This is a genomic window from Diaphorobacter sp. LR2014-1 (assembly GCF_002916785.1).
Classification (GTDB): domain Bacteria; phylum Pseudomonadota; class Gammaproteobacteria; order Burkholderiales; family Burkholderiaceae_C; genus Diaphorobacter; species Diaphorobacter nitroreducens.
This window is the reverse complement of the sequence record NZ_MTBE01000008.1, coordinates 21,090-38,767: the sequence shown is the minus strand read 5'-3', so window position 1 is coordinate 38,767 and position 17,678 is coordinate 21,090. Positions and strand designations below refer to the sequence as shown.

Genomic DNA, 17,678 nt, shown 5'->3' with positions numbered 1-17,678 from the left:
CTCTCTAAAAACCCTCGTCCCCCGACCGGCTTTGTTGCACAAACCAGAAGCGAGCCGAGATAAGCCCAGCCCCAGACGCAGCTACGCCACAGCAGGCACAGGCACCGTTGCCGGGCGCCCAAGTTGTGTGAAGCGGTTGAGCAAAGCCACCCGCACATGCAGTTCTGTGACCTGGCGCTCAAACGTTCGCGCCATCACCCGCTCGCCCAAGCGCTTGAAGCAATGCATCTTGGTTTCCACCAGGCTTCTTCGGTGATAACCGCTCCACTTCTTCCAGATACGGCGCCCCAGCCTTTGGCAAAAAGTTCAAGCGATTTTCCGTTAGTAAAACTCGCAGGCTCCAAATAAAGCTTATTTTTCAATGCGTGGGATAGATATCTATCTGGAAACTGCAGTTTAGTCAGATTCGTAGCTTCAAGCCGCTTTTTTGTGTACTCCATTGCTAGTTTTATCTCATCAGCTGAATACTGCTTCATAAGCAATTGTGCTGATTTTTCACGGAATCCTAGAACAATCAACTGGGAGAAGAGTTCGAACTTTTCTGGGGAGTGACCTGCCAGTGCAACATTGTTGAGTGAGTTCTTGTTATTGTTGTGGGTAACGGCAATCCGAACATGGGTTATCTTCCTATTGAACTTCCGTTGTTCAATAGTAACTAAAATGTCAGTTTGCGCGTTCACATCCTCAACCGCTGGCATGAGATATCGGGCATTAAAAAGAGCCCAAGACTTAGCATTGTTTGGAATGTTATCAGCGGCAACAAGCATGTCTCTAAACTTATCCCACTCAAACCACCGGCTATAGCCAATATTCAAATAGCGGGACGCCAGCTCATAGAGGGGAATAGAGCTTTTCTTACTTAGCTTGCTGATTTCCTTCAGGTTGATGTTCGTATAAGACTCAAACTCATTCAGAAGTTTTATAACTTCAGTTTGGATCTCATATGTTATGACTCCCTGCTCGACCTTGCAGTAAGGGAATACAACCGCGTAGTTCTTAGCGATCCCCTTCTCGTTCATCACATCCCATCGCACTTTAATACTCATCATCTGGTTGATGATCTTTTCTAAGTGCTTGTGATTCCGAGTTGAAACCTCTAACTGACCGAATACTTCAGACGTGGGTATTTTCCATCTCACTTCCGACTCTGGGACAGCCGGGGTTTGCTGTGCATTCTTTAGCCAGATGTTGGTCATCTTCTGCTGCATCACGGTCATGGCCACCTGGGGGTTGTTGTGAACAAGAGCGTTTGACTTCTGAAACTTCCCTGTTCTGTTACCGCTTGAACCCTTGGTCCTCTTTGTAGAGAGGAAGAACTTTGGAAGATCAAATTCAGGGTCTTGAGGGCCTCTCATGAGCATGGGCAGCTGTGGCTCAGCTTGGCTTTGCTGCTCGACTGAAGTGCTCTTGCCTGCGGTCGGTTTGTTGGTGCTCTTCATATCGATCTCTATGAACTCTTGAACTGCCAGCCAGCTGTTAGGTGATTTAACAATACCCTTAAGGCATTTAATACCTTTAGGCGACGTAAAAGGCTTATAGATCAACAACTTAGTGTGTTGCCCATACCCTAGATTGTGCTCATCTATACCCTTTGTTGTGTCGAAGAATACCCTTTCTTGTGCAGTAGATCACCTGCGTTTGTGCGCATCAATACCCTTCTTTGTGCAAGCTGGAAGCCTTGGTGCATGCCTTCACTACCCTATCTTGTGCAAGTGGGAGAGAAGTTGGACCGGCACTAGGCGAATTGATGCGCGGTCTTCAGGCCACACCGATCCATGAGCGCCCTCTATACCTGATCTTGTGCACATGCCGTCTATCTCTGCACCTGATTGACCACTCGTAAGTCGCTGAATTTATTGCCAATTTCGTGGGCGAACATACCCTTTCTTGTGCAGCCGCACACAGAGCTTGCAATAGCATTCACCCCTTTTCTTGTGCAACATAGACAGCTAGGGGCGGGGCATCTATACCTTTTCTTGTGCAACTTCACCGCACTTTGTCGTTTGCTGAATGCTCTGTAGGTAGATCTATACCCTTTTTTGTGCAATTCTTGTTCACTGTTCGGCAAGTACGCCAGTCCGTAAGTGACTGAATTCAAAAGGAAAACTGGACCATCTATACCCATTCTTGTGCAACCCAGTGCAGCAGTGCCAGTGTGGGTAAGTGGCTTGCGGCCCTTGAAAAGCAATGCTTCTTCAATGGCTCCATGGCCATCGCCGGCAAGTTCTCGGCGGCAGTGGTGGTTTTTTGATGGAAGGGTGTCTGGTTCTATACCCTTTCTTGTGTCGGTTGGCCCCATGTGACTCCCAAGCGGGGGGGCCTGGTGTCGAGTTACACCGTCAAGCGCTACCGTTCGACCGTAAGGGTAGGACGGGCGCGTTGCCAGAAATACCCTTTCTTGTGCAACTCACCTCCCAATCTTGTGCAATCCACTGCGGGGTTTTGGGGTTCAATGTTTGTACTCACTCATCTTGAAAGGTGTGTACTTGAACAGTCTCGTCGGAATTAAAGAAAGACACTCATCCACCCCTTTCGCCAAGGAGTAGGACAAGTGTCATGCCTGGTCGCACCAGTGCTCGGTGTTGAGCAGAAGGGGGGGATCGGCGGGCGGGTCCATTTCGACACCGTGGGCCGGCAAAGTAATATGGAGCGCAGTGACTACAGGCTCTAGAGGCTGGATGGCCTCAGGAAGCATCCCTTCAAGCGCTGGGAAGGCGTGGATGAGAGATGAGCTTGAATGCGCGCATCATCGGCGCTTCACCCGTGGCTACCGCCTGGTGCGCGGGTGTGAGCAGCATGGGCCTTCAGAAAGCGCTGTGGGCTGTTTATTGAACCGCAAAATGCGCGACACGGCAGGGGGTGAGGGCAGGGCGTTCCCCCGCTGGTAGACAAGATCGATGCTGCGGTGGCCTTGTCGTCAATGGAGCGAACCTTCAGGCGCCCTGTTTCTTGACTTTGCCCGAGGCAGCGGTTGCCACAAGCGACCCCTTCGAATCGTTGGCATTCCCTTTGCCTTGGAGAATACCTTGGAGCTTGGCCGCCTCGGCAATAGCTTTTTCAGCTCGTTCTTGCGCAGCTTTACTGGCGGCCGATTCCCTGTCCAAAAGAGCTGCAAGCGTAGAGTGATCGGCCCGCGCTTTGTCAGCCGCAATGGTCATCTGATCGATGCGCTCCTGCAGCTTTGCGATCTCTTGTAGCTGGTGTTGATTCTGATCCATCAGCTTATCAACCGCGAGTTGGGATTGAGTTAGCTTTTCCTCAAGATCGTTCACGGTCGTGGCTGCGTCGTTTAACTCACGATCAGCATTCAGACGGATCTCACGGGCGTTTCGATCCGCTTCTTCGGCACGTCGCTCTGCATTCTTGATTGCGGTGGCATTGAGGCTGAGAGTGAGGGTGTGGAGGTGCTCAAGCATGCCTCTTTTAGCCTTCTCCAGCTCTTCAGCTACATCGGAGGGGAGGTCTGTAGCCAGTATGTTGACGGCTTCTCCCTGAGTCGTGGAAATGTAGTCGTCCCAGACCTGTTTCAGCCTGGTGGGGTTGCCCCCGCCTATCAGCTGTCGTAAAGCGAATCCAGTGACTCCACGAGCTGCAGCTTGCAACTGCTTTCCAGCGTTAATGATTTCGTCTTTGGTGAATTCGGTAGGGCGCATGGCACGAACGTTTGAAGAGGTGCGCGATTCTACCCATTAACAAACAAACAAACAAACAAACTAGAAAGCGTAGCCGCGATGGCCATGATCTTCATCTTCGCAGCGCAGACCAGGCGTAGTAGGAAGCTTTCAGGCTATGGCGTGGAAGGAGTGGAGGGTGGGCGAATTATTTAGCGTGTGGTACGATAAAAGGACTTGAACGCAAGTTCTTGTTCGCCTTGATGGCGACCCTTTTAAACCTCCGGGCAAACACTTTGCCTAGGCTGGTGAATGTTCGGTTTCCTTTGGAATTGGACATGAACCAAGCACCTACCCCCCCCAAGAAAGTCTGCATTGGTTTTGAGGCTTGGCACAACAGCCCAGTCTACAAAGCTCAATGCAAAACCTTTGCGTTGGCCTGCGACCTGATGGACGTGCGGTTGGCGCAAGGTGAAGGTTTGGCCCTTCGCTGGGATCGAGCCCCAGGCCTGGATACGTTCCGTGCGCTCAAAGAATACCGAGATGCAAACGCAATTTCGCTGCGCAACTTAGTTGCCCGTGAAATCCGTCGCGCTCGGGCTGATCAACGAAAAGTCACTTTGACGTGTGGGGCGTGATATGGCGACGACCATGCGCGCTGATCAGGTCAAACCTGGCGACATCTTGATCTTCAACGATTCGGTTCACACGATCCGAGTCTCTCGCGTCTCAGCCAACAAACTGGGCTGGGTACGATTTCATGCGAACAACGACACTTGGACGGGCTGCTGGAAGCCGCACGAACTGGTGAAGATTGCGCGTGTGCAATTGACGGCCAACGTCAATTAACTCTTGGGCTTAGCCCTTTAACCCTGGCGGGTGCCCCCCGCTCAGGGAGGGGCACCTGTCTCTTTTTTTTGGAGATAGGCATGTCTTACGAGTATTTTCCAACAGGAGCCCATACAGCACTGAAAATGGCAATGAAGTTCAAGCGACCCCTTGGACACATTTGCGATCCAAGCGCTGGTAAAGGCCACTTGTTGCGGCATTTGGACAACGGGTTTGAAGATATCAGCGATGATGAATTCGAGCCCTATATTGGTCAAATAATGGGCGAGCGTGATGATGATCGGCGATTCAGGCACCACGCGCGAAACAAATGGTGGCTCAGGTCAGTCGAGAAATCGGCCGTTGAAATTGATGTTTCTCACCATGCCGATCTTCGTGCTCTGGGATGCAAGATCGTCGGCTTTAATTTCATGGACGTTGAATCACTGGCAACAGTGAGTCACGTTATCATGAACCCACCCTTTTCGAAGGGCGCCGAGCATGTTTTGCATGCGTGGGATTGTCTCTACGATGCAGAGTTGGTGGCCATCGTTAATGCACAAACAATCAAGAACCCCTTCAGCGTTGAAAGACGCCGGCTGGTGGATTTGATTGCCAAGCACGGCAACGTTGAGTTCTACCAGGACGAATTCGTTGACCATGTGGAGCGGAAGACCACGGTCGAAATTGCTCTTATCTACCTCGAAAAGAAACCCACAGGCCTTGATAAGCTTCTGGATTTCATGGACGGGTTGAAACAGGGTGACAACGAACATGACATCGAAAAGATTTCCCCCGAGATCTGTCAGGCGGTGGCAATTCCGGAAAACTTTATCCAGAACACCATTCACAATTTCAAAGATGCAGTTCATGCGGCACGAATAGCCTCGGAGGCAATCGCAATTGCATCAAGGAAGTCGAATGGGCTTGGGATCTCACTTCAGGAAATGCAGGCCAAGGGAGTCGGAAACGACTTCAGAAACGTGTCATCTGAAAGTGTTCTCGAAGAAGCGCGAAAGGATTTCGAGAAGCGTTACCGCGAATTGAAGAATAAGGCTTGGGCGCAGATCATTCGCTCAAGTCTCCTGACGGACAAACTGTCCAACCAGGCACGAAGGAAAGTTGAGGCACAGGCTGAGCAAATTTATCAGCTTGAGTTTACGCTTTCCAATGTGTACGGCTTCCTTAAAGGAGTCGTGATGAATATGGGCGATATCTACAACGACATGATCTGTGGGTTGTTCGACAACATCATGAATCGGTCCAACGATAATGTCGTCTTCTACAAGTCGTGGAAATCTAATGCGAAGCACAAGAAGCTTGGAATGCGAGTGAAGCGGACACGTTTCATACTGCCTCGATTTACTTGCTCATATCTCAGCGGTCTCTCCTATGAGGGTGAACAATTCTTGTCGGATGTGGACAAGGTGTTTGGCTATCTTGACGGTGTTACTGACCGTTATGATGGATTGGTGAGTGCATTCAAAACCCAAAAGGTTGAGAACGGCAAGCGCTACTCGACACGTTACTTTGATTTTCGGTTTTACTTCGCAGCCGGCACGATTCACTTTTATCCCAAGAACATGGAAGTGATCGAGCGCTTGAATCGCTTTGTTGGCAAGATTCGCAATTGGATTCCCTCCGATTGGGAAGAAGCCAATCAGGACTTCAAGAAGCAATACGATGAAGGTGAAAAATTGCAAGATTCCTATCAAAAGGAGTTTCGCAAAAGTAGCTTCTCTCGGTACAGCAACGTCGCATATGCCATGCTTTCGGATCAGGCGAGTGATCGCTCGATGGAGCTGGAGGCGTTCAGTGGCGCTGTCGAAGCTGCGCAAGAAGCGGCTGGTATCTTTCCAGGCCCCGCGTTGGGCTATGAAAAGCAAACCCAGTTGATGCTTGAAGCGGCTTAATCAACCTAGTGCCGTATTTACGTGAAAACGTAGATACGGCATTTTTTTTTGGAGACACTAATGCTTGAATTTAATTCTTTGAAATTCTCTAAGCGAGGAAGTGATCTAGCCGAGGGTCACCACGGCTTTTACTCGATGAACGGTCAGAAGGGCATTCATCTGTATAAGCCAGATGGCGTGGCTGCTGCCTATATTGTGAACAACCATGCACAGGGGCAGTTTGTTGTAACGGCGTTCCCCACTCCCGAGGGGACACGCTACATGCAGTCAACTTGTTCCCACACAGAAGAGTGGCTCAATATCGATGGGATTTCGCTTCTACGAGAAGTAGAGCTGATTGATGAGATCAGGATCGAATAATGATTGAAACCATGAACTTGGCGGAAATCAAGAATCGGATTGATGCTATAAGCGAAGTAGGTTCGATCCGGATGCGGATGCGGATGGCAAGTCCACAGCTTGCCTCTGCAATGGGCGGTGCGGTAATTGACTTTCTATCGAAAGATGAGAGACATGAACTGCATTTGCTCCAGTTAAGACTCCCTACATTTGCGCAGGAATGGTTGGAGGCTCATGAACGCATTCAACAAAGAAATGCCGCGCGTAAGCGGGGCAAGGTTGAAATCCTAGCGACTTAAAAATAAAAACCCGTCTAACGTTAAGTTGGCGGGTTTTTTTCTTAGGCATTGCCGCATGAGTTTGGTTGGAATATAATTTATGCACTTGCTCATTGAGCTAGTGCCCTGCCTTGTGCAGGACTTCATCAACCCATGTCGGGGCTACGCCCCGTTATGGGGACGAGTCTCGACGCATATTTCGAAAGAAATTGCTTATGAACTAAGGAGACTCGTATGGATTTTTTGCTTCTGGCCGCTATGGTCGCATTCGTTGTTCCGGCTTTTGTCGGAGCTTCTTTCACCCTTGTTGCCAGCCTTCAGGTTATCTACCGATGGGCTTTTGGTGACGCAACCCTGTTCCAAACTGGGTTGAGCTTCTTCAGGTTTGTCATCGACAACATGGCTTTTACGGCCTTGTTTGTTGTTCTGACCGGCCAAAATGTCACTTTCGGAGATATGAGCAGCTTCGAGAGACTTCAGGCATTGGTCGTCTTTGTAGGAACCTACGTGGTCTCGAACATGGCAAAACGCTACGCTGAGATGACCAAATCCTAGGATTTTTATGATTGCCCCTCTTTTGAACTGGGCGACAGTTTCTGTTTTGTCAGGGCTGTTCGTATTTGGCTTTTTGCACTTTCGCCTTGAGCGGAAGAGAGCGAAAGAAAAATGTTGAAAGAAAGGAAAAGACCGTCATTGACGGTCTTTTTTTTTGGTTGCATAGTAGTGTCTGAGTCGAACGTAGTTCCGGCAATGGCCGGTGGAGTAGCCAGATGACAATGAACCTTTTGAACCTCCTATCCATCATCCTGTTGGTCAGCTTCGTTGTGCTGGGGGTGTTGCTCTACCGCCAGGAGAAGAAGGACCGCCGAAAAGGGAATCTCTGATTACCACCCACAAAAGAAAAGAGCCCTAGGTCGTAAACCCAGGGCTCTTTTTTTTGGTGCTGTGATTATGCTTTCGCAGTCACATTCTGTGCAAACAAACTCGATTCATTGACGATCACATCATCCAGGCCCACAAAGAGACTTTGCGAGAAGGCAACGGCTTCATGGCCGGCAACGGTCAACAGAGCCGCCTTTTCTTCAGACTTGGAATTGAATTGAAGGCTCTTCTTGCAAATCTTCACCGTCGCAAAAAGGTTGCCCAGCTCGCGTCGCAATTCACAGGCTACGCTCCCCACAGGTTCACCTCTATAGAGTAGCGTTCCATTCCTCGTTTCAAACTCAAGTTTCTTGGCCAGGCTCAGAGCTTCACTTTTGGTGATTTTCTTGATGCCGCGCGATGAAACGTGAGCGATGTAGCTATCGGCTTCAGTGGCACCCAACGACGCCTCAACCATATCTACTGACTTCTGGTGGTAACCGATGAAGTTGAGGTGAGTGCCATTCTTGCGGACAATCCAGATTGCCTGGGCGTTTGGATGCCACGAATGCTCAAGGGCTTTTTTGTCGTACTCGTAGAAGTCTTGCTGGTAGTGCTGTAGCAGATCGAAGTTTTTGGCTTCGATGATCTGCTTCATTGCTTCAAACACGCCTGCAGCCGTGGTCATTTGGGACATTTTGATTCCTCCAGGAGCTTTGCACGCTCATCTAGCGTCAAAAGGTGGCGCTGTAGGTTGCCGAGCTTCGGGTGCTTAGCTACGGCATCGATCAAAGCATTTTCAGCTATGACACGATGGTTCTTGGCTTCCAAGTACGGGCAGTTATCAGGCCTGCTGACTTTGAGGCCCGACAGATCGCGCGCCTTGAAGGTCTCAGCCGAATAAATTGCCCAATCGTCTTCCGATAACAGGTATGTCAACTTCGGATCGAGGATGACAGAACCTTTCAGTTCGTCAAACTCATCCCATTTGCTGCTCGCCTTGAATTGGTACTTCTCCAGCACTTCTTTGCTGTACTGCGTAACTACAGGCTCGACGGCTTCTTCAAGCACCTTCGCAAGCAAATAGGTCTCGGCCGCAGAAACCATCTCTTGGGTAATGCCCATGGGATATTTAGCTTTAGTCATGATTTTCCTAAGATGAAAGGGCCCCTTGCCCGTCAGGGTGGAGACCCCGAGGGTTGATAACTCTTTCGAGAAAAATCAGATGCCGTAAAAGGCTCTGACTAGGCGACGACGCACTGAATAACATGCACCCTTGGTGAATTCCAGGGGTGCGATGCAAACAAGATTGCGAAGTGCTGCAGATCGCACGAGAGGGGAGTAATGATCTTTGGCTTTTGCCACGCGTACCAAATGGCACATGGGCAAAACATACGTTGCACGGATGAGGCCAAAGAAACGTTGCCTCCTGAAGCTAGCGAGAACACGGACCGTGCTCATTTGACAAGTTCCTTGTTGAAAGGACTTGCACCCTATGGACGCTAGTCCCATGAGGGTTGATAAAGGGCCGCACTAGGCGACGAATGCCGTGGGCATTGGCGCAAATTTTACTCGCTGAATTCCCTGAAATGCAAGGGCTAGCGAGTGCTTGATAAGAGGTTAGCGAGCTTGAGATGGTTCGGATCACAGAACGCCCGCAGCTTCAAGCCTAATGCTTGGCTGAAAGAGTGTGTACGCACCTGGAAAGCTATACCAGCCACTCGATGGCGATTGGTGAGCTATTTTGGGAGTCATTGCTGGCAAGTACGTGAGCCATTCTGGGAGTCATACCGGCTCAGTATGTGCAAGGATATGAACTACTCCACCCTATGCTGAAGCAAAGGATGGAGTTTCACGGGGGATGAACCCCGTCTCGGCCAGTTCCTGACCGGGTTTTGATTCGAGAGCCCAGCGCAGCACGACACGGGCTGACGCTGTGTCTCTCGATTCCTTGTGCCCGCAGTGCGCGCAGTCATGCACGCGCTGCGAGAGCGTTTTCTTCTCCACCCGCCAGCAGCTGGGGCAGCGCTGGCTGGGCTTGAGCTGTCTCGTTGGGGCATCTACCCATTCGCCACCAGTTTCCAGCACTTTGTAGCGAAGCAACGACGTAAAGAGGCCTGGGGCCGTATCCAGGATTTCCCGGTTCAGGCCCGCCTTCTGGGCCATCTGTCGGCCCGGCTCCTCGGCAGTGCCCTTGGCACTGCGCGTCATGTTCTTGAGCGTGAGTTCTTCCGTTGCCACCAAGGCATATTTGCCTGCCAGCGCTGCCGTTTGCTGGTGCGCCCAGTCCAGACGCTTGCGGGCCACCTTGGCGCGAGCTGCTGCCAGGCGGCGCACAGTCTTCCTGCGGCGGTTGGAGCGCTTGTTGGCCTTGCGCGAGACGGCCTGCTGCAGCGCCACGATCTCACCCTTGGCCTGCTGCCACCAGCGCGGGTTGTCGATGTTCACCCGATCGCCAGCGTGCGTGATGCCGCTGAGGAAGGTTTCCACGCCCCAGTCGTAGGCCATCGCAGCATTGCCTGTGCGTTCACGCTCGGGCTGGGCCACAGCCAAGGTCAGCGACAGATACCAGCAGCCATCCTTGTGCAGGAGGTCGCTGGAGCGAATCTCGCCACCCTGACGGGCCTGCCCACGGGCACGGATCTGGCCCACGCCCGACAGGCGCAGCGTGCCATGGCGCCAGTCGGCCCCCGGCGTGAAGCGCCAACCATCCCCATGGCCCTTGAAGCTGAAACCTGGGAAACGTGCGAGCGACTTGAAGCGAGGGAAGCCCGGTTCCTGCCCTGCCTTCACGCGCCGGAAGAATGCAGCGAACGCCTTGTTCAAGCGGCGCAGCGTCATCTGCTGGCTGGAGCAATTGGCCAGCGCCCATTCGGGCAACTCGGTGCGCAATTGGGTCAGGCTCTTGCACTGGTCGGCGTAGCTGATCGACTTGCGAGCCTTGGCCCAGGCGCTGATGCGTTCTTCCAGGGCTGCGTTATAGAGCTGCTGGTGCGAGCACAGCAATTGGGCCAGTGCAGCAGCCTGCTTCGGCGTCGGGTACAGCCGGTAGGTTGTCTTGCGCAGGTTGCTCGCTTCGCTCATGATTGGTTACTATAGCAGCACCATGCAGATAAACAAGCTACATCATTGCGTTTACGCACTTCAGTATCACTTGGTTCTTGTGACGAAGTACCGCAAGAAATGCCTCACTGCTGCGATGCTCAGAGAGTTCGAGAGTCAGGCCAGGGAGCGCTGCCAGGCCTGGGGCGGCAAGTTGTTGCAAGCCAACGGCGAGAGCGATCATGTGCATCTGCTGATTGAGCTGCCGCCATCAGCAGCGCTGGCGGACTTCGTGAATGCGCTCAAGACGGGCACCAGCAGGAGGCTGCGCAGTGTGTTTGCTCAGCACCTGGCGGGCTACTACAGCAAGCCCGTGCTCTGGTCGCGCAGTTACTGCGTGCTGTCGTGCGGGGGCGCTCCACTGGAGATCATCAGGCAGTACATCGAGCAGCAGGACAGGCCCGACGACTGAGCCAGCCTGCGGCTGGCGGCGCTATCCCCCTCCAGCCAATGCGGACGGCTTTGCCTCCAGGCCGCAAGCGGCTAACCGCATTGGATGGAGCCCCTCGCGCTATTCGGTGGAGTCTTCCTTGGTCGATAGGTGAGCTTATTTGGGAGTCGATTTGAGGCATCAAGGATGAATCCCAAAACCTCTCACCTATCGAGCAGAACTCACTTTGATCTAAGAAAACCCTCGACCAGTTTGGCCAAAGCTGTATGTCGATTGGGCTCAAGTACGCCCGCCTCGAACTCAATGGAGGCCTTCCCCTTTGCGCCGATCTTCAAGTGGGCTGCTGGGCGACCACGCACAGTGATCGTAATTGCACCTCCCACATCTTCGACCCTCCCCCTGCCCACCAGTCGAGCCAAGATCTCAGCGGGCGTAAGAGATCCATTGTTCGATTTGAGCTGTCGTGCTCGCTCCAAGATGCCCGTTGGATCATTCTGATGAGCGTCGTGCAGTTCCTTGGCCCACCGTACCTGCACAACCAATGGCGATGGAAACGCCTCAATGATCTCATCTGGTAGTTGCGCAAGCTTGCAACTGCGCGATGTGTTCGAATGGTTCAAACCCAGCTCAAGGGACAACTGGCGAAGACTCGAAAAAAGTCCTGCTTGGAGCGCTTGGGTATACATACGCCCCTGTTCCCAAGCGCTGAGATTTTGTCGAACGCGGTTCTCACGGTCCATTTCGGCAAATAGCGCTTTGTCTTCCATTGACTCAGCCACAAGCGCTTTAACGGGAAGGCCAAGCTCCATGCATGCTTGGTGTCGGCGGTGCCCGAACACGATCTCGTAGGTGTGCTTAACCTCTGGCGTATCTTGGGGTGGTTTACCGTAAACCACCCTTCGGACCTTGATGGGCTCGACGTTTCCTCCGGCATGCCGGATCTCCTCTTTAAAGGCTTCCCAAACTGGCCCCACGAAATTCGATGGATCTCGATTTGCCCATCGGCTTGGTCGGATCGTAGTCGGGTCGATGCCAAGCACTAGCTCAGCATCTTGAAATTGGGCAAGCTTTTGTTGGGCCTGATCCAACTCGTGCTTGGTATCGGACAGCTGTCGCTCCAAACTCCCTTTTTCTGAAATGGCACTCATCACCATACCTACCCCCGTGTGGGGACGGGATGACTGCTCAGGCGACTCGGCGCCTGCACCTGATGCCTTCTTCCTGTTCTCGAAAGCAGACATATCAATCGCGGCGACTTGCTCGCCGATGTTCCTACGCTTGGTGCTCACGTACTCTGCCCCCTACTGTTTACGGTAAAAAGCCAGCCTTACTCGGCTTGCTGGCGTTGCCAAGAAGCACGCACCAGCGCCTCGATTTGATCCGTCGCCTGATCGTAGGCACTTATCGCGCGCTTATAGGTACGTGGATCGATCATGGATTTGGATGACTCATCGTAGATAGTTCCGAAGGACGCAGCGCTTGTTTCTGTAGCCTTTGTTTCGGGGATCTCGGCCGACATCACCTTACCCTCGTAGGTTTTGTGAATCCAGTCTTTGATTGCCATGGTTGCGTCATCGTTGCCTCGCGTTTTCACCTGGGTCACCAGAACACGAACAAAATCAAACTCCTTGGTCACTCCTCGTTGCTCCACAAGACCGCCAGCCAAATCGGAGAAGAGCCGCCAGAACTGAGCCGCAGAGGCCACGGCGAGCGCATTTGGTGGCAGGGGCATCAACAGACCGTCAGACGCAAAGATTGCATTGATCGTCACATAGGAGAGCGAAGGAGGGGTATCCAACAGAATGATGTCGTACTCACTTCTTGCCTCGTCAAGCGCAACGTTGAGAACGTCCCAGAATTTAAAACTATCGTCTTTCATCTGACGCGATGGCAGCGTGAACTCTGCGGCATATAACAAAGGTGCCGCGCTCACGACATCCATCCCGTGCCAGTACGACTTGCGAATTGCGGGGGTTATGCTTTGTTCAGCTCCGACACACACGGGCAAGATGGTGTCTTCCTCACGGACTTCTGTTGCCGGCAGTATCCCGAACAGCGTAGTGAGTGAACCCTGTGGATCGCAATCCACAACCAGCACTTTATGCCCCTTGCAGGAAAGCCCTTGAGCCAGGGTCATCGTGGTTGTGGTTTTGCCCACACCTCCCTTGAAGTTGGCGACGGCAATGCACACAGCATCGGCTTTTGGGGGTTTTAGGAACTTGGCCCTGTACTCTCTCACCCACACTTGGGCTTCCTCAAGAGAAAACTCCCTGCGGTTGCCGCTCTCGTTCATCACCCCTTTAGGTAGGTCACCTTTGGTAAGTCGATAAGAGATGGCATTCCTGTCAACATCGCAAAGTGCAGCTAACTGTGTTGCGTTGAAGCGGGGCGCTTCTTTCTTGTTCTCTGGTGCCAGGAGCTTTCCTCGTACAGCTTCCATCAGGAACTCGGCACGATCTGCCTGCTCCATGATGCTTGCCAGAGACTCAGGTTTGAGTATTTCTTGAAGAATGGTCATGGTGCCTCACTTGGTTGCGTCTCAGCACATTTTCCACCACTCATACATAAAACACCAAAATGCGTAGAAACACTTCTGAAATTTTGTGTTCTATGGCGTGATCAGTGCCCCTTTCTTCAAGGGGATGGCTTTTTTCAAAGTCTCTTCTTCGGTTTGAAAGATTCAAGACCCTTCAAGCCCTATAAGACCTTTAGGAACCAAAAAAGGCTTAGACAACAAGCACTTACAACCAAATACGTGAGCTGCTGTGGGTGTGTTTGTGAGTGCTTTTGGGTTGCAAGGTGAGCCTTTTTGGGCTCCATTGTGAGGTTCCATGGGTGTGAGCGTGAGTGAGTATGGGGGCTCAAGAAGGGGGCGAATAAGTCCCAAATAAGCTCACACATGGACGTATGAGAGTACGTCACCTGCACATGATCCAGCCATACCCCCCACTGGGTCGCTTCAAAGATGGGGCCCGGTCTTCCGTATGTGAGTCTCATTGGGCGTTCTGTTGCAATGCATGCGTCTGAATACGTGAGGAAAAGGTGGCCGCAATCTCACGCATGCCCTATGATCAATGCATGAGCCAATCGGACCTGTTCCCTGTTGAATCACCGCAGCGTGATGAGCGCATGCTCAAACATGTGAACGCGGTCGCCATCATGCCCATCAAGGGTGGCGGAAAGATCAGTGTCTTTGAACGCCGGCTGTACAACGTCTTGCTTCATCGGTCTCAAGAGGAGGGCGATCGGACCGAATACTCGGCTCGCATGCACGAGATCGCCAAAGACTGTGCTTTCGACAGCAACAACACGGCGCACATAAAGAAGGCGCTGACGAACCTGATGAAGACGATTGTCGAATGGCAGAGCCCAACGACGAACGAGATCGAGGATGTCTGGGATGCGTGCGGCTTACTCAGTGGCGCGGCTGTCAGAAAAAACAAGAAGACCAACGCGGTCATCTTGGAGTGGCGTTACGACAGCAAGATCAAACAACAGCTTTTGAGCCCGGATCGCTATGCAAGGTTGACTTTGGAGTCGATTACGCAGCTACGAACCCATGCAGCGCTGGCGCTCTACGAGATCTGCGCCAGATACGTTGACAACCCTGGCCACAAGACTGCTAGACAACACTGGCGCTGGTGGCGACCAGTGCTTTGTGGGCAAGCTTACGATGAAGAAAAAGGGGAGTACCGCTACTTCAAGCGCGACGTGCTGCAGCCAGCGATTGCTGAGATCAACAGCAATACTGAACTACAGGTTCGTCTTCTTCCTGAGTACCGCGAACGCGACAACAAGACGATTTCAGACATCCAGTTTGAGGTGCACCTGAAAGCGCGGTCCCAGGCGAAAGTGGGGATACAGAAAAAGCCACTTGAGAAGGTACAAGACGGTGATCTTCAGATCATCGGCAGAGCGGTAAAGGCTGGCGTCCCACAAGCCGATGCTGAGCGGCTCTACCGTAGCCACGGAGCTGAGGCTTTCGAAAACAAACTTGCCGAACTGGAAAACCGCATCTCAATGAACCTGAAGCTGGGGCCTGTTGAGAATCCATATGGCTATTTGCGCACACTTTTGCGCAATCCCATCCAAGAGCCGACAGGCCAATCCGGCCTAAAGCAAGCTGATTCTCCAAGGCCAACGGCCAAGGAGATTGAGATGAACAAAGCGGCACTGCATGAGGAGTGGCTTAGGCGAAAAAAGGATGAATTGCGAGCAGTGTTTCAAGAGAGTCCGGAAGATGAGCAGCAGGAGCTGCTGGCACGGTTCCGCGCATCGCTAACCATCCAGCCGATGATCAAACGCTTTGACTCCAGCGGTTGGAACCACAAGATGATTCGAGACGCATTTGCTGGATTTCTTGGGGAGGAGTGGTTCGGGGCGGACTGGAACAAACCAAGTCCCGATGACATTCTCTCGCTTGCTTTAGAGAAGACGCCGCCAGCCAGTTGATCAACCAGGCGAAGGATTTTGCTCGGTGTGGGAGGAGGGTGCCAACCCCTACATTCGTTCAATATCCTGCCGCCACGCCCTTCGGTCCTTGTGGTCATACCTGGCAGTCACGAGGAGGCTGGAATGGCGTGCCTGTTCTTGCACATATCGTGGGTTCACGCCAGCCTCCATGGCGTGTGAGATGCCAGTATGACGCATCCAGTGCGGGCTTGCCTTGTATAGCCGCTTTGCAGCCATCTGATCGGTCTCAATGAGGCGATCAGCAGTCATCCTGAAGATCTCCTTGCACAGCAGGTAGATAGCTTGCGCTGTGACCCCTTTATCTGTGCCAGTCACCGACATGATCACAGGCCGCATCTCGCCGGGGTAGGGTAGAGGGGAAAGGCCAAGCGACTCCCGATACAGCTTGAGTTCTTCCATGAGCTTGGCCGTGGCGATTATCTTTCTTTCAGTTTCACCCTTGCCTGTCACATTGATGCTCCAACCGTCAGTTGATGGCTCAAAGCAGGCCATAGTGAGCTGTGCAGCCTCTTCGCGGCGCAAGAAAGTGCGGTACAGCAACTGGAAGACCCAGCGAGCGCGGTGGTAGTGCTGCCGGTCTCGTTCAGTTTCGCGTGGCAGACCTTCAATGGTGATCAGCACCGCCTCCCACTCTGCTTCGGTCAAGGCTTCCTCAACGTCCTTTATTTTCTTTTTCCCGCCGATCCCATCGTGGGCAAATTTAGTTGGCGCGAAGCGGCAGTAAGGCTCACCACTCGAATTTTTCAGCTCGCGTAAGGCCGTAAACATCTTGTGCAAGATGGTGATGGTGTGCTTCATGCTCTCACGCGCAAGAGGCTTGCGAAAGGGCTGGTTCTTCAGGCCGTTCGCCTTCAGAAATTCCTCTGGGAGTTGCTCTGGTTTGCTGAGAAAGTCTTGGTAGTCGTTGATGTGCTGCACCTCAACGGCCGGCAGCAGGCAAGGGCCCGGCTGATGCTTGTACCAGAGCCATATGAGGAAGCGTTGGCAGACTTTCGCGTATGCACGCTGGGTGTGACGGGACTTGCCCTTGTAGGTGTCAAGGAAGATTCGGATCGCATATGCATCGTTATCCACCTTCGAGGACAAAACCTCAACTTGGCCATCTACATGCGCTTGGAGGGTAAGCGCAGATTTCATGGTTGCTCCTGCAGTTCGGCCAGCGCGCTTTGGGCTGATGCTTTGGCCTGGTCATCTGTGATGTCGAAGCAATCGAACATGGCATTCCCACGCGCGAACAGATCCATGAGCTTGCGACTAAGGTCATCTGCATCCAAGAATTCGACGCCAATGACACCCCTGCTATCGCGACAGATTTCTGAATCGCAGAGCAAGGACATGAGTAGCGTGATCGACCCCGTGCGACGGGTCAGGAACCAGAGCCAGTGCGGCCAGTGAATCGTCAGGGAAGCAAAAAAACCCCGCACTTCAGGAATCTCTTGCAACTCTCGGGGATCATCGTCATAACCGTCAACGACAAACACCAGACTTTCTCTGTAACGCAATGCCGACTCGCGGGAGCCCGCCAGTACATGCAGGCGCTCTAGGGCGCTAGCGAAGAGACCAGATTCGATCTCTTCGCGTGTAAGCGCGAGCACAACCAAGGCATCTTTTGTGGAAGATTCGAGGCCATGTGCGTCGGTCAGGATGATGAAAGGGGAGGTGTTTTCTTGCATTGCTTCTTAGACGGTTCTATTTCGGCCTGTGCTGGAGAAGAACGTGTGAAATTCCTCTTGGGTGAACCAGTCCTCGGCATCTGGAGCCCTCACCAGGATCTGTAGATTCGAGCCCCTACCGCGAAGGCCGGCAATGACAGCTTCTTGTTCTTCATCGCAGATGCCGGCGTGCTTGGTGGCCATTACGACATCCCCCACCTCAAATTCCA

At 52.6% G+C, this 17,678-nt stretch carries 18 protein-coding genes and 1 pseudogene; 8 read left to right on the top strand and 11 right to left on the bottom strand.

What is annotated here, in order from left to right; genetic code table 11:
* Positions 1-81: 81 nt before the first annotated feature.
* The 3 genes and pseudogenes from BV908_RS08690 to BV908_RS08680 form a co-directional block, all read right to left on the bottom strand.
* Positions 82-300 (bottom strand): annotated as a pseudogene (locus tag BV908_RS08690) (IS5/IS1182 family transposase); the annotation flags it as partial.
* Positions 195-1,355, bottom strand: a complete 1,161-nt coding sequence (locus BV908_RS08685) for a replication initiation protein (RefSeq protein ID WP_281631030.1) — start codon at positions 1,353-1,355, stop codon at positions 195-197. The gene BV908_RS08685 and the pseudogene BV908_RS08690, both read right to left, overlap by 106 nt.
* 1,578 nt (positions 1,356-2,933) lie before the next feature.
* A complete protein-coding gene (locus BV908_RS08680) occupies positions 2,934-3,653 on the bottom strand; it encodes a DNA-binding protein (RefSeq protein WP_103737850.1) in 720 nt (239 codons plus the stop codon).
* Positions 3,654-3,949: 296 nt separating this feature from the next.
* Between BV908_RS08680 and BV908_RS22105 the strand changes: the two genes are divergently transcribed.
* From BV908_RS22105 to BV908_RS08655, 6 genes are all read left to right on the top strand, one after another.
* Positions 3,950-4,249: a hypothetical protein gene (locus BV908_RS22105; protein WP_146052223.1), complete on the top strand. Its 300-nt coding sequence runs from the start codon at positions 3,950-3,952 to the stop codon at positions 4,247-4,249.
* A 1-nt stretch (position 4,250) separates the two neighbouring features.
* Positions 4,251-4,460, top strand: coding sequence for a hypothetical protein (locus BV908_RS08675; RefSeq protein WP_103737849.1), 210 nt, complete (start codon positions 4,251-4,253; stop codon positions 4,458-4,460).
* An 80-nt stretch (positions 4,461-4,540) separates the two neighbouring features.
* Positions 4,541-6,352: a DUF4942 domain-containing protein gene (locus BV908_RS08670; protein WP_103737848.1), complete on the top strand. Its 1,812-nt coding sequence runs from the start codon at positions 4,541-4,543 to the stop codon at positions 6,350-6,352.
* A 60-nt stretch (positions 6,353-6,412) separates the two neighbouring features.
* Entirely contained in the window at positions 6,413-6,712 is a 300-nt protein-coding gene (locus BV908_RS08665; protein WP_103737847.1) for a hypothetical protein, read from the top strand.
* A complete protein-coding gene (locus BV908_RS08660; RefSeq protein ID WP_103737846.1) occupies positions 6,712-6,990 on the top strand; it encodes a hypothetical protein in 279 nt (92 codons plus the stop codon). The genes BV908_RS08665 and BV908_RS08660 overlap by 1 nt, the downstream gene beginning before the upstream one ends.
* A 213-nt stretch (positions 6,991-7,203) precedes the next feature.
* Entirely contained in the window at positions 7,204-7,524 is a 321-nt protein-coding gene (locus BV908_RS08655; protein ID WP_103737845.1) for a hypothetical protein, read from the top strand.
* A gap of 394 nt (positions 7,525-7,918) precedes the next feature.
* Here BV908_RS08655 and BV908_RS08650 read toward each other — a convergent pair whose 3' ends face one another.
* From BV908_RS08650 to BV908_RS08640, 3 genes are all read right to left on the bottom strand, one after another.
* Positions 7,919-8,527 carry a hypothetical protein gene (locus tag BV908_RS08650; RefSeq protein ID WP_146052222.1) on the bottom strand — a complete coding sequence of 203 codons (609 nt, stop codon included), beginning with the start codon at positions 8,525-8,527 and terminating at the stop codon, positions 7,919-7,921.
* Complete coding sequence (locus BV908_RS08645) at positions 8,515-8,976, bottom strand: hypothetical protein (protein ID WP_172751366.1); 462 nt, start codon at positions 8,974-8,976, stop codon at positions 8,515-8,517. The genes BV908_RS08650 and BV908_RS08645 overlap by 13 nt, the downstream gene beginning before the upstream one ends.
* A gap of 681 nt (positions 8,977-9,657) precedes the next feature.
* Positions 9,658-10,914: an RNA-guided endonuclease TnpB family protein gene (locus tag BV908_RS08640; protein ID WP_103737842.1), complete on the bottom strand. Its 1,257-nt coding sequence runs from the start codon at positions 10,912-10,914 to the stop codon at positions 9,658-9,660.
* Here BV908_RS08640 and tnpA point away from each other — a divergent pair.
* A complete protein-coding gene (tnpA, locus tag BV908_RS08635; protein WP_210434004.1) occupies positions 10,913-11,344 on the top strand; it encodes an IS200/IS605 family transposase in 432 nt (143 codons plus the stop codon). The two genes, BV908_RS08640 and tnpA, sit on opposite strands and share 2 nt — an antisense overlap.
* Before the next feature lie 200 nt (positions 11,345-11,544).
* On the opposite strand, the gene BV908_RS08630 is transcribed toward tnpA, so the two are convergent.
* Positions 11,545-12,612 carry a ParB/RepB/Spo0J family partition protein gene (locus BV908_RS08630; protein ID WP_146052221.1) on the bottom strand — a complete coding sequence of 356 codons (1,068 nt, stop codon included), beginning with the start codon at positions 12,610-12,612 and terminating at the stop codon, positions 11,545-11,547.
* Between the two features lie 38 nt (positions 12,613-12,650).
* The gene (locus tag BV908_RS08625) at positions 12,651-13,841 is read right to left on the bottom strand and encodes an AAA family ATPase (protein ID WP_103737840.1); all 1,191 of its coding nucleotides are present in this window, start codon (positions 13,839-13,841) and stop codon (positions 12,651-12,653) included.
* A gap of 560 nt (positions 13,842-14,401) precedes the next feature.
* Between BV908_RS08625 and BV908_RS08620 the strand changes: the two genes are divergently transcribed.
* Complete coding sequence (locus BV908_RS08620; protein WP_172751365.1) at positions 14,402-15,775, top strand: replication initiation protein; 1,374 nt, start codon at positions 14,402-14,404, stop codon at positions 15,773-15,775.
* Positions 15,776-15,823: 48 nt separating this feature from the next.
* On the opposite strand, the gene BV908_RS08615 is transcribed toward BV908_RS08620, so the two are convergent.
* Genes BV908_RS08615 through BV908_RS22420 form a run of 3 tightly spaced genes read right to left on the bottom strand, consistent with a single transcriptional unit; the run spans position 15,824 to position 17,652 of the window.
* Entirely contained in the window at positions 15,824-16,933 is a 1,110-nt protein-coding gene (locus tag BV908_RS08615; protein WP_103737838.1) for a site-specific integrase, read from the bottom strand.
* The gene (locus BV908_RS08610; protein ID WP_103737837.1) at positions 16,930-17,469 is read right to left on the bottom strand and encodes a chlororespiratory reduction 6 domain-containing protein; all 540 of its coding nucleotides are present in this window, start codon (positions 17,467-17,469) and stop codon (positions 16,930-16,932) included. Before BV908_RS08610 ends, BV908_RS08615 begins: the two co-directional genes overlap by 4 nt.
* A 6-nt stretch (positions 17,470-17,475) precedes the next feature.
* Positions 17,476-17,652 (bottom strand): hypothetical protein, encoded by a 177-nt coding sequence (locus BV908_RS22420; protein ID WP_172751364.1) that lies wholly within the window; start codon positions 17,650-17,652, stop codon positions 17,476-17,478.
* Positions 17,653-17,678: the final 26 nt, after the last annotated feature.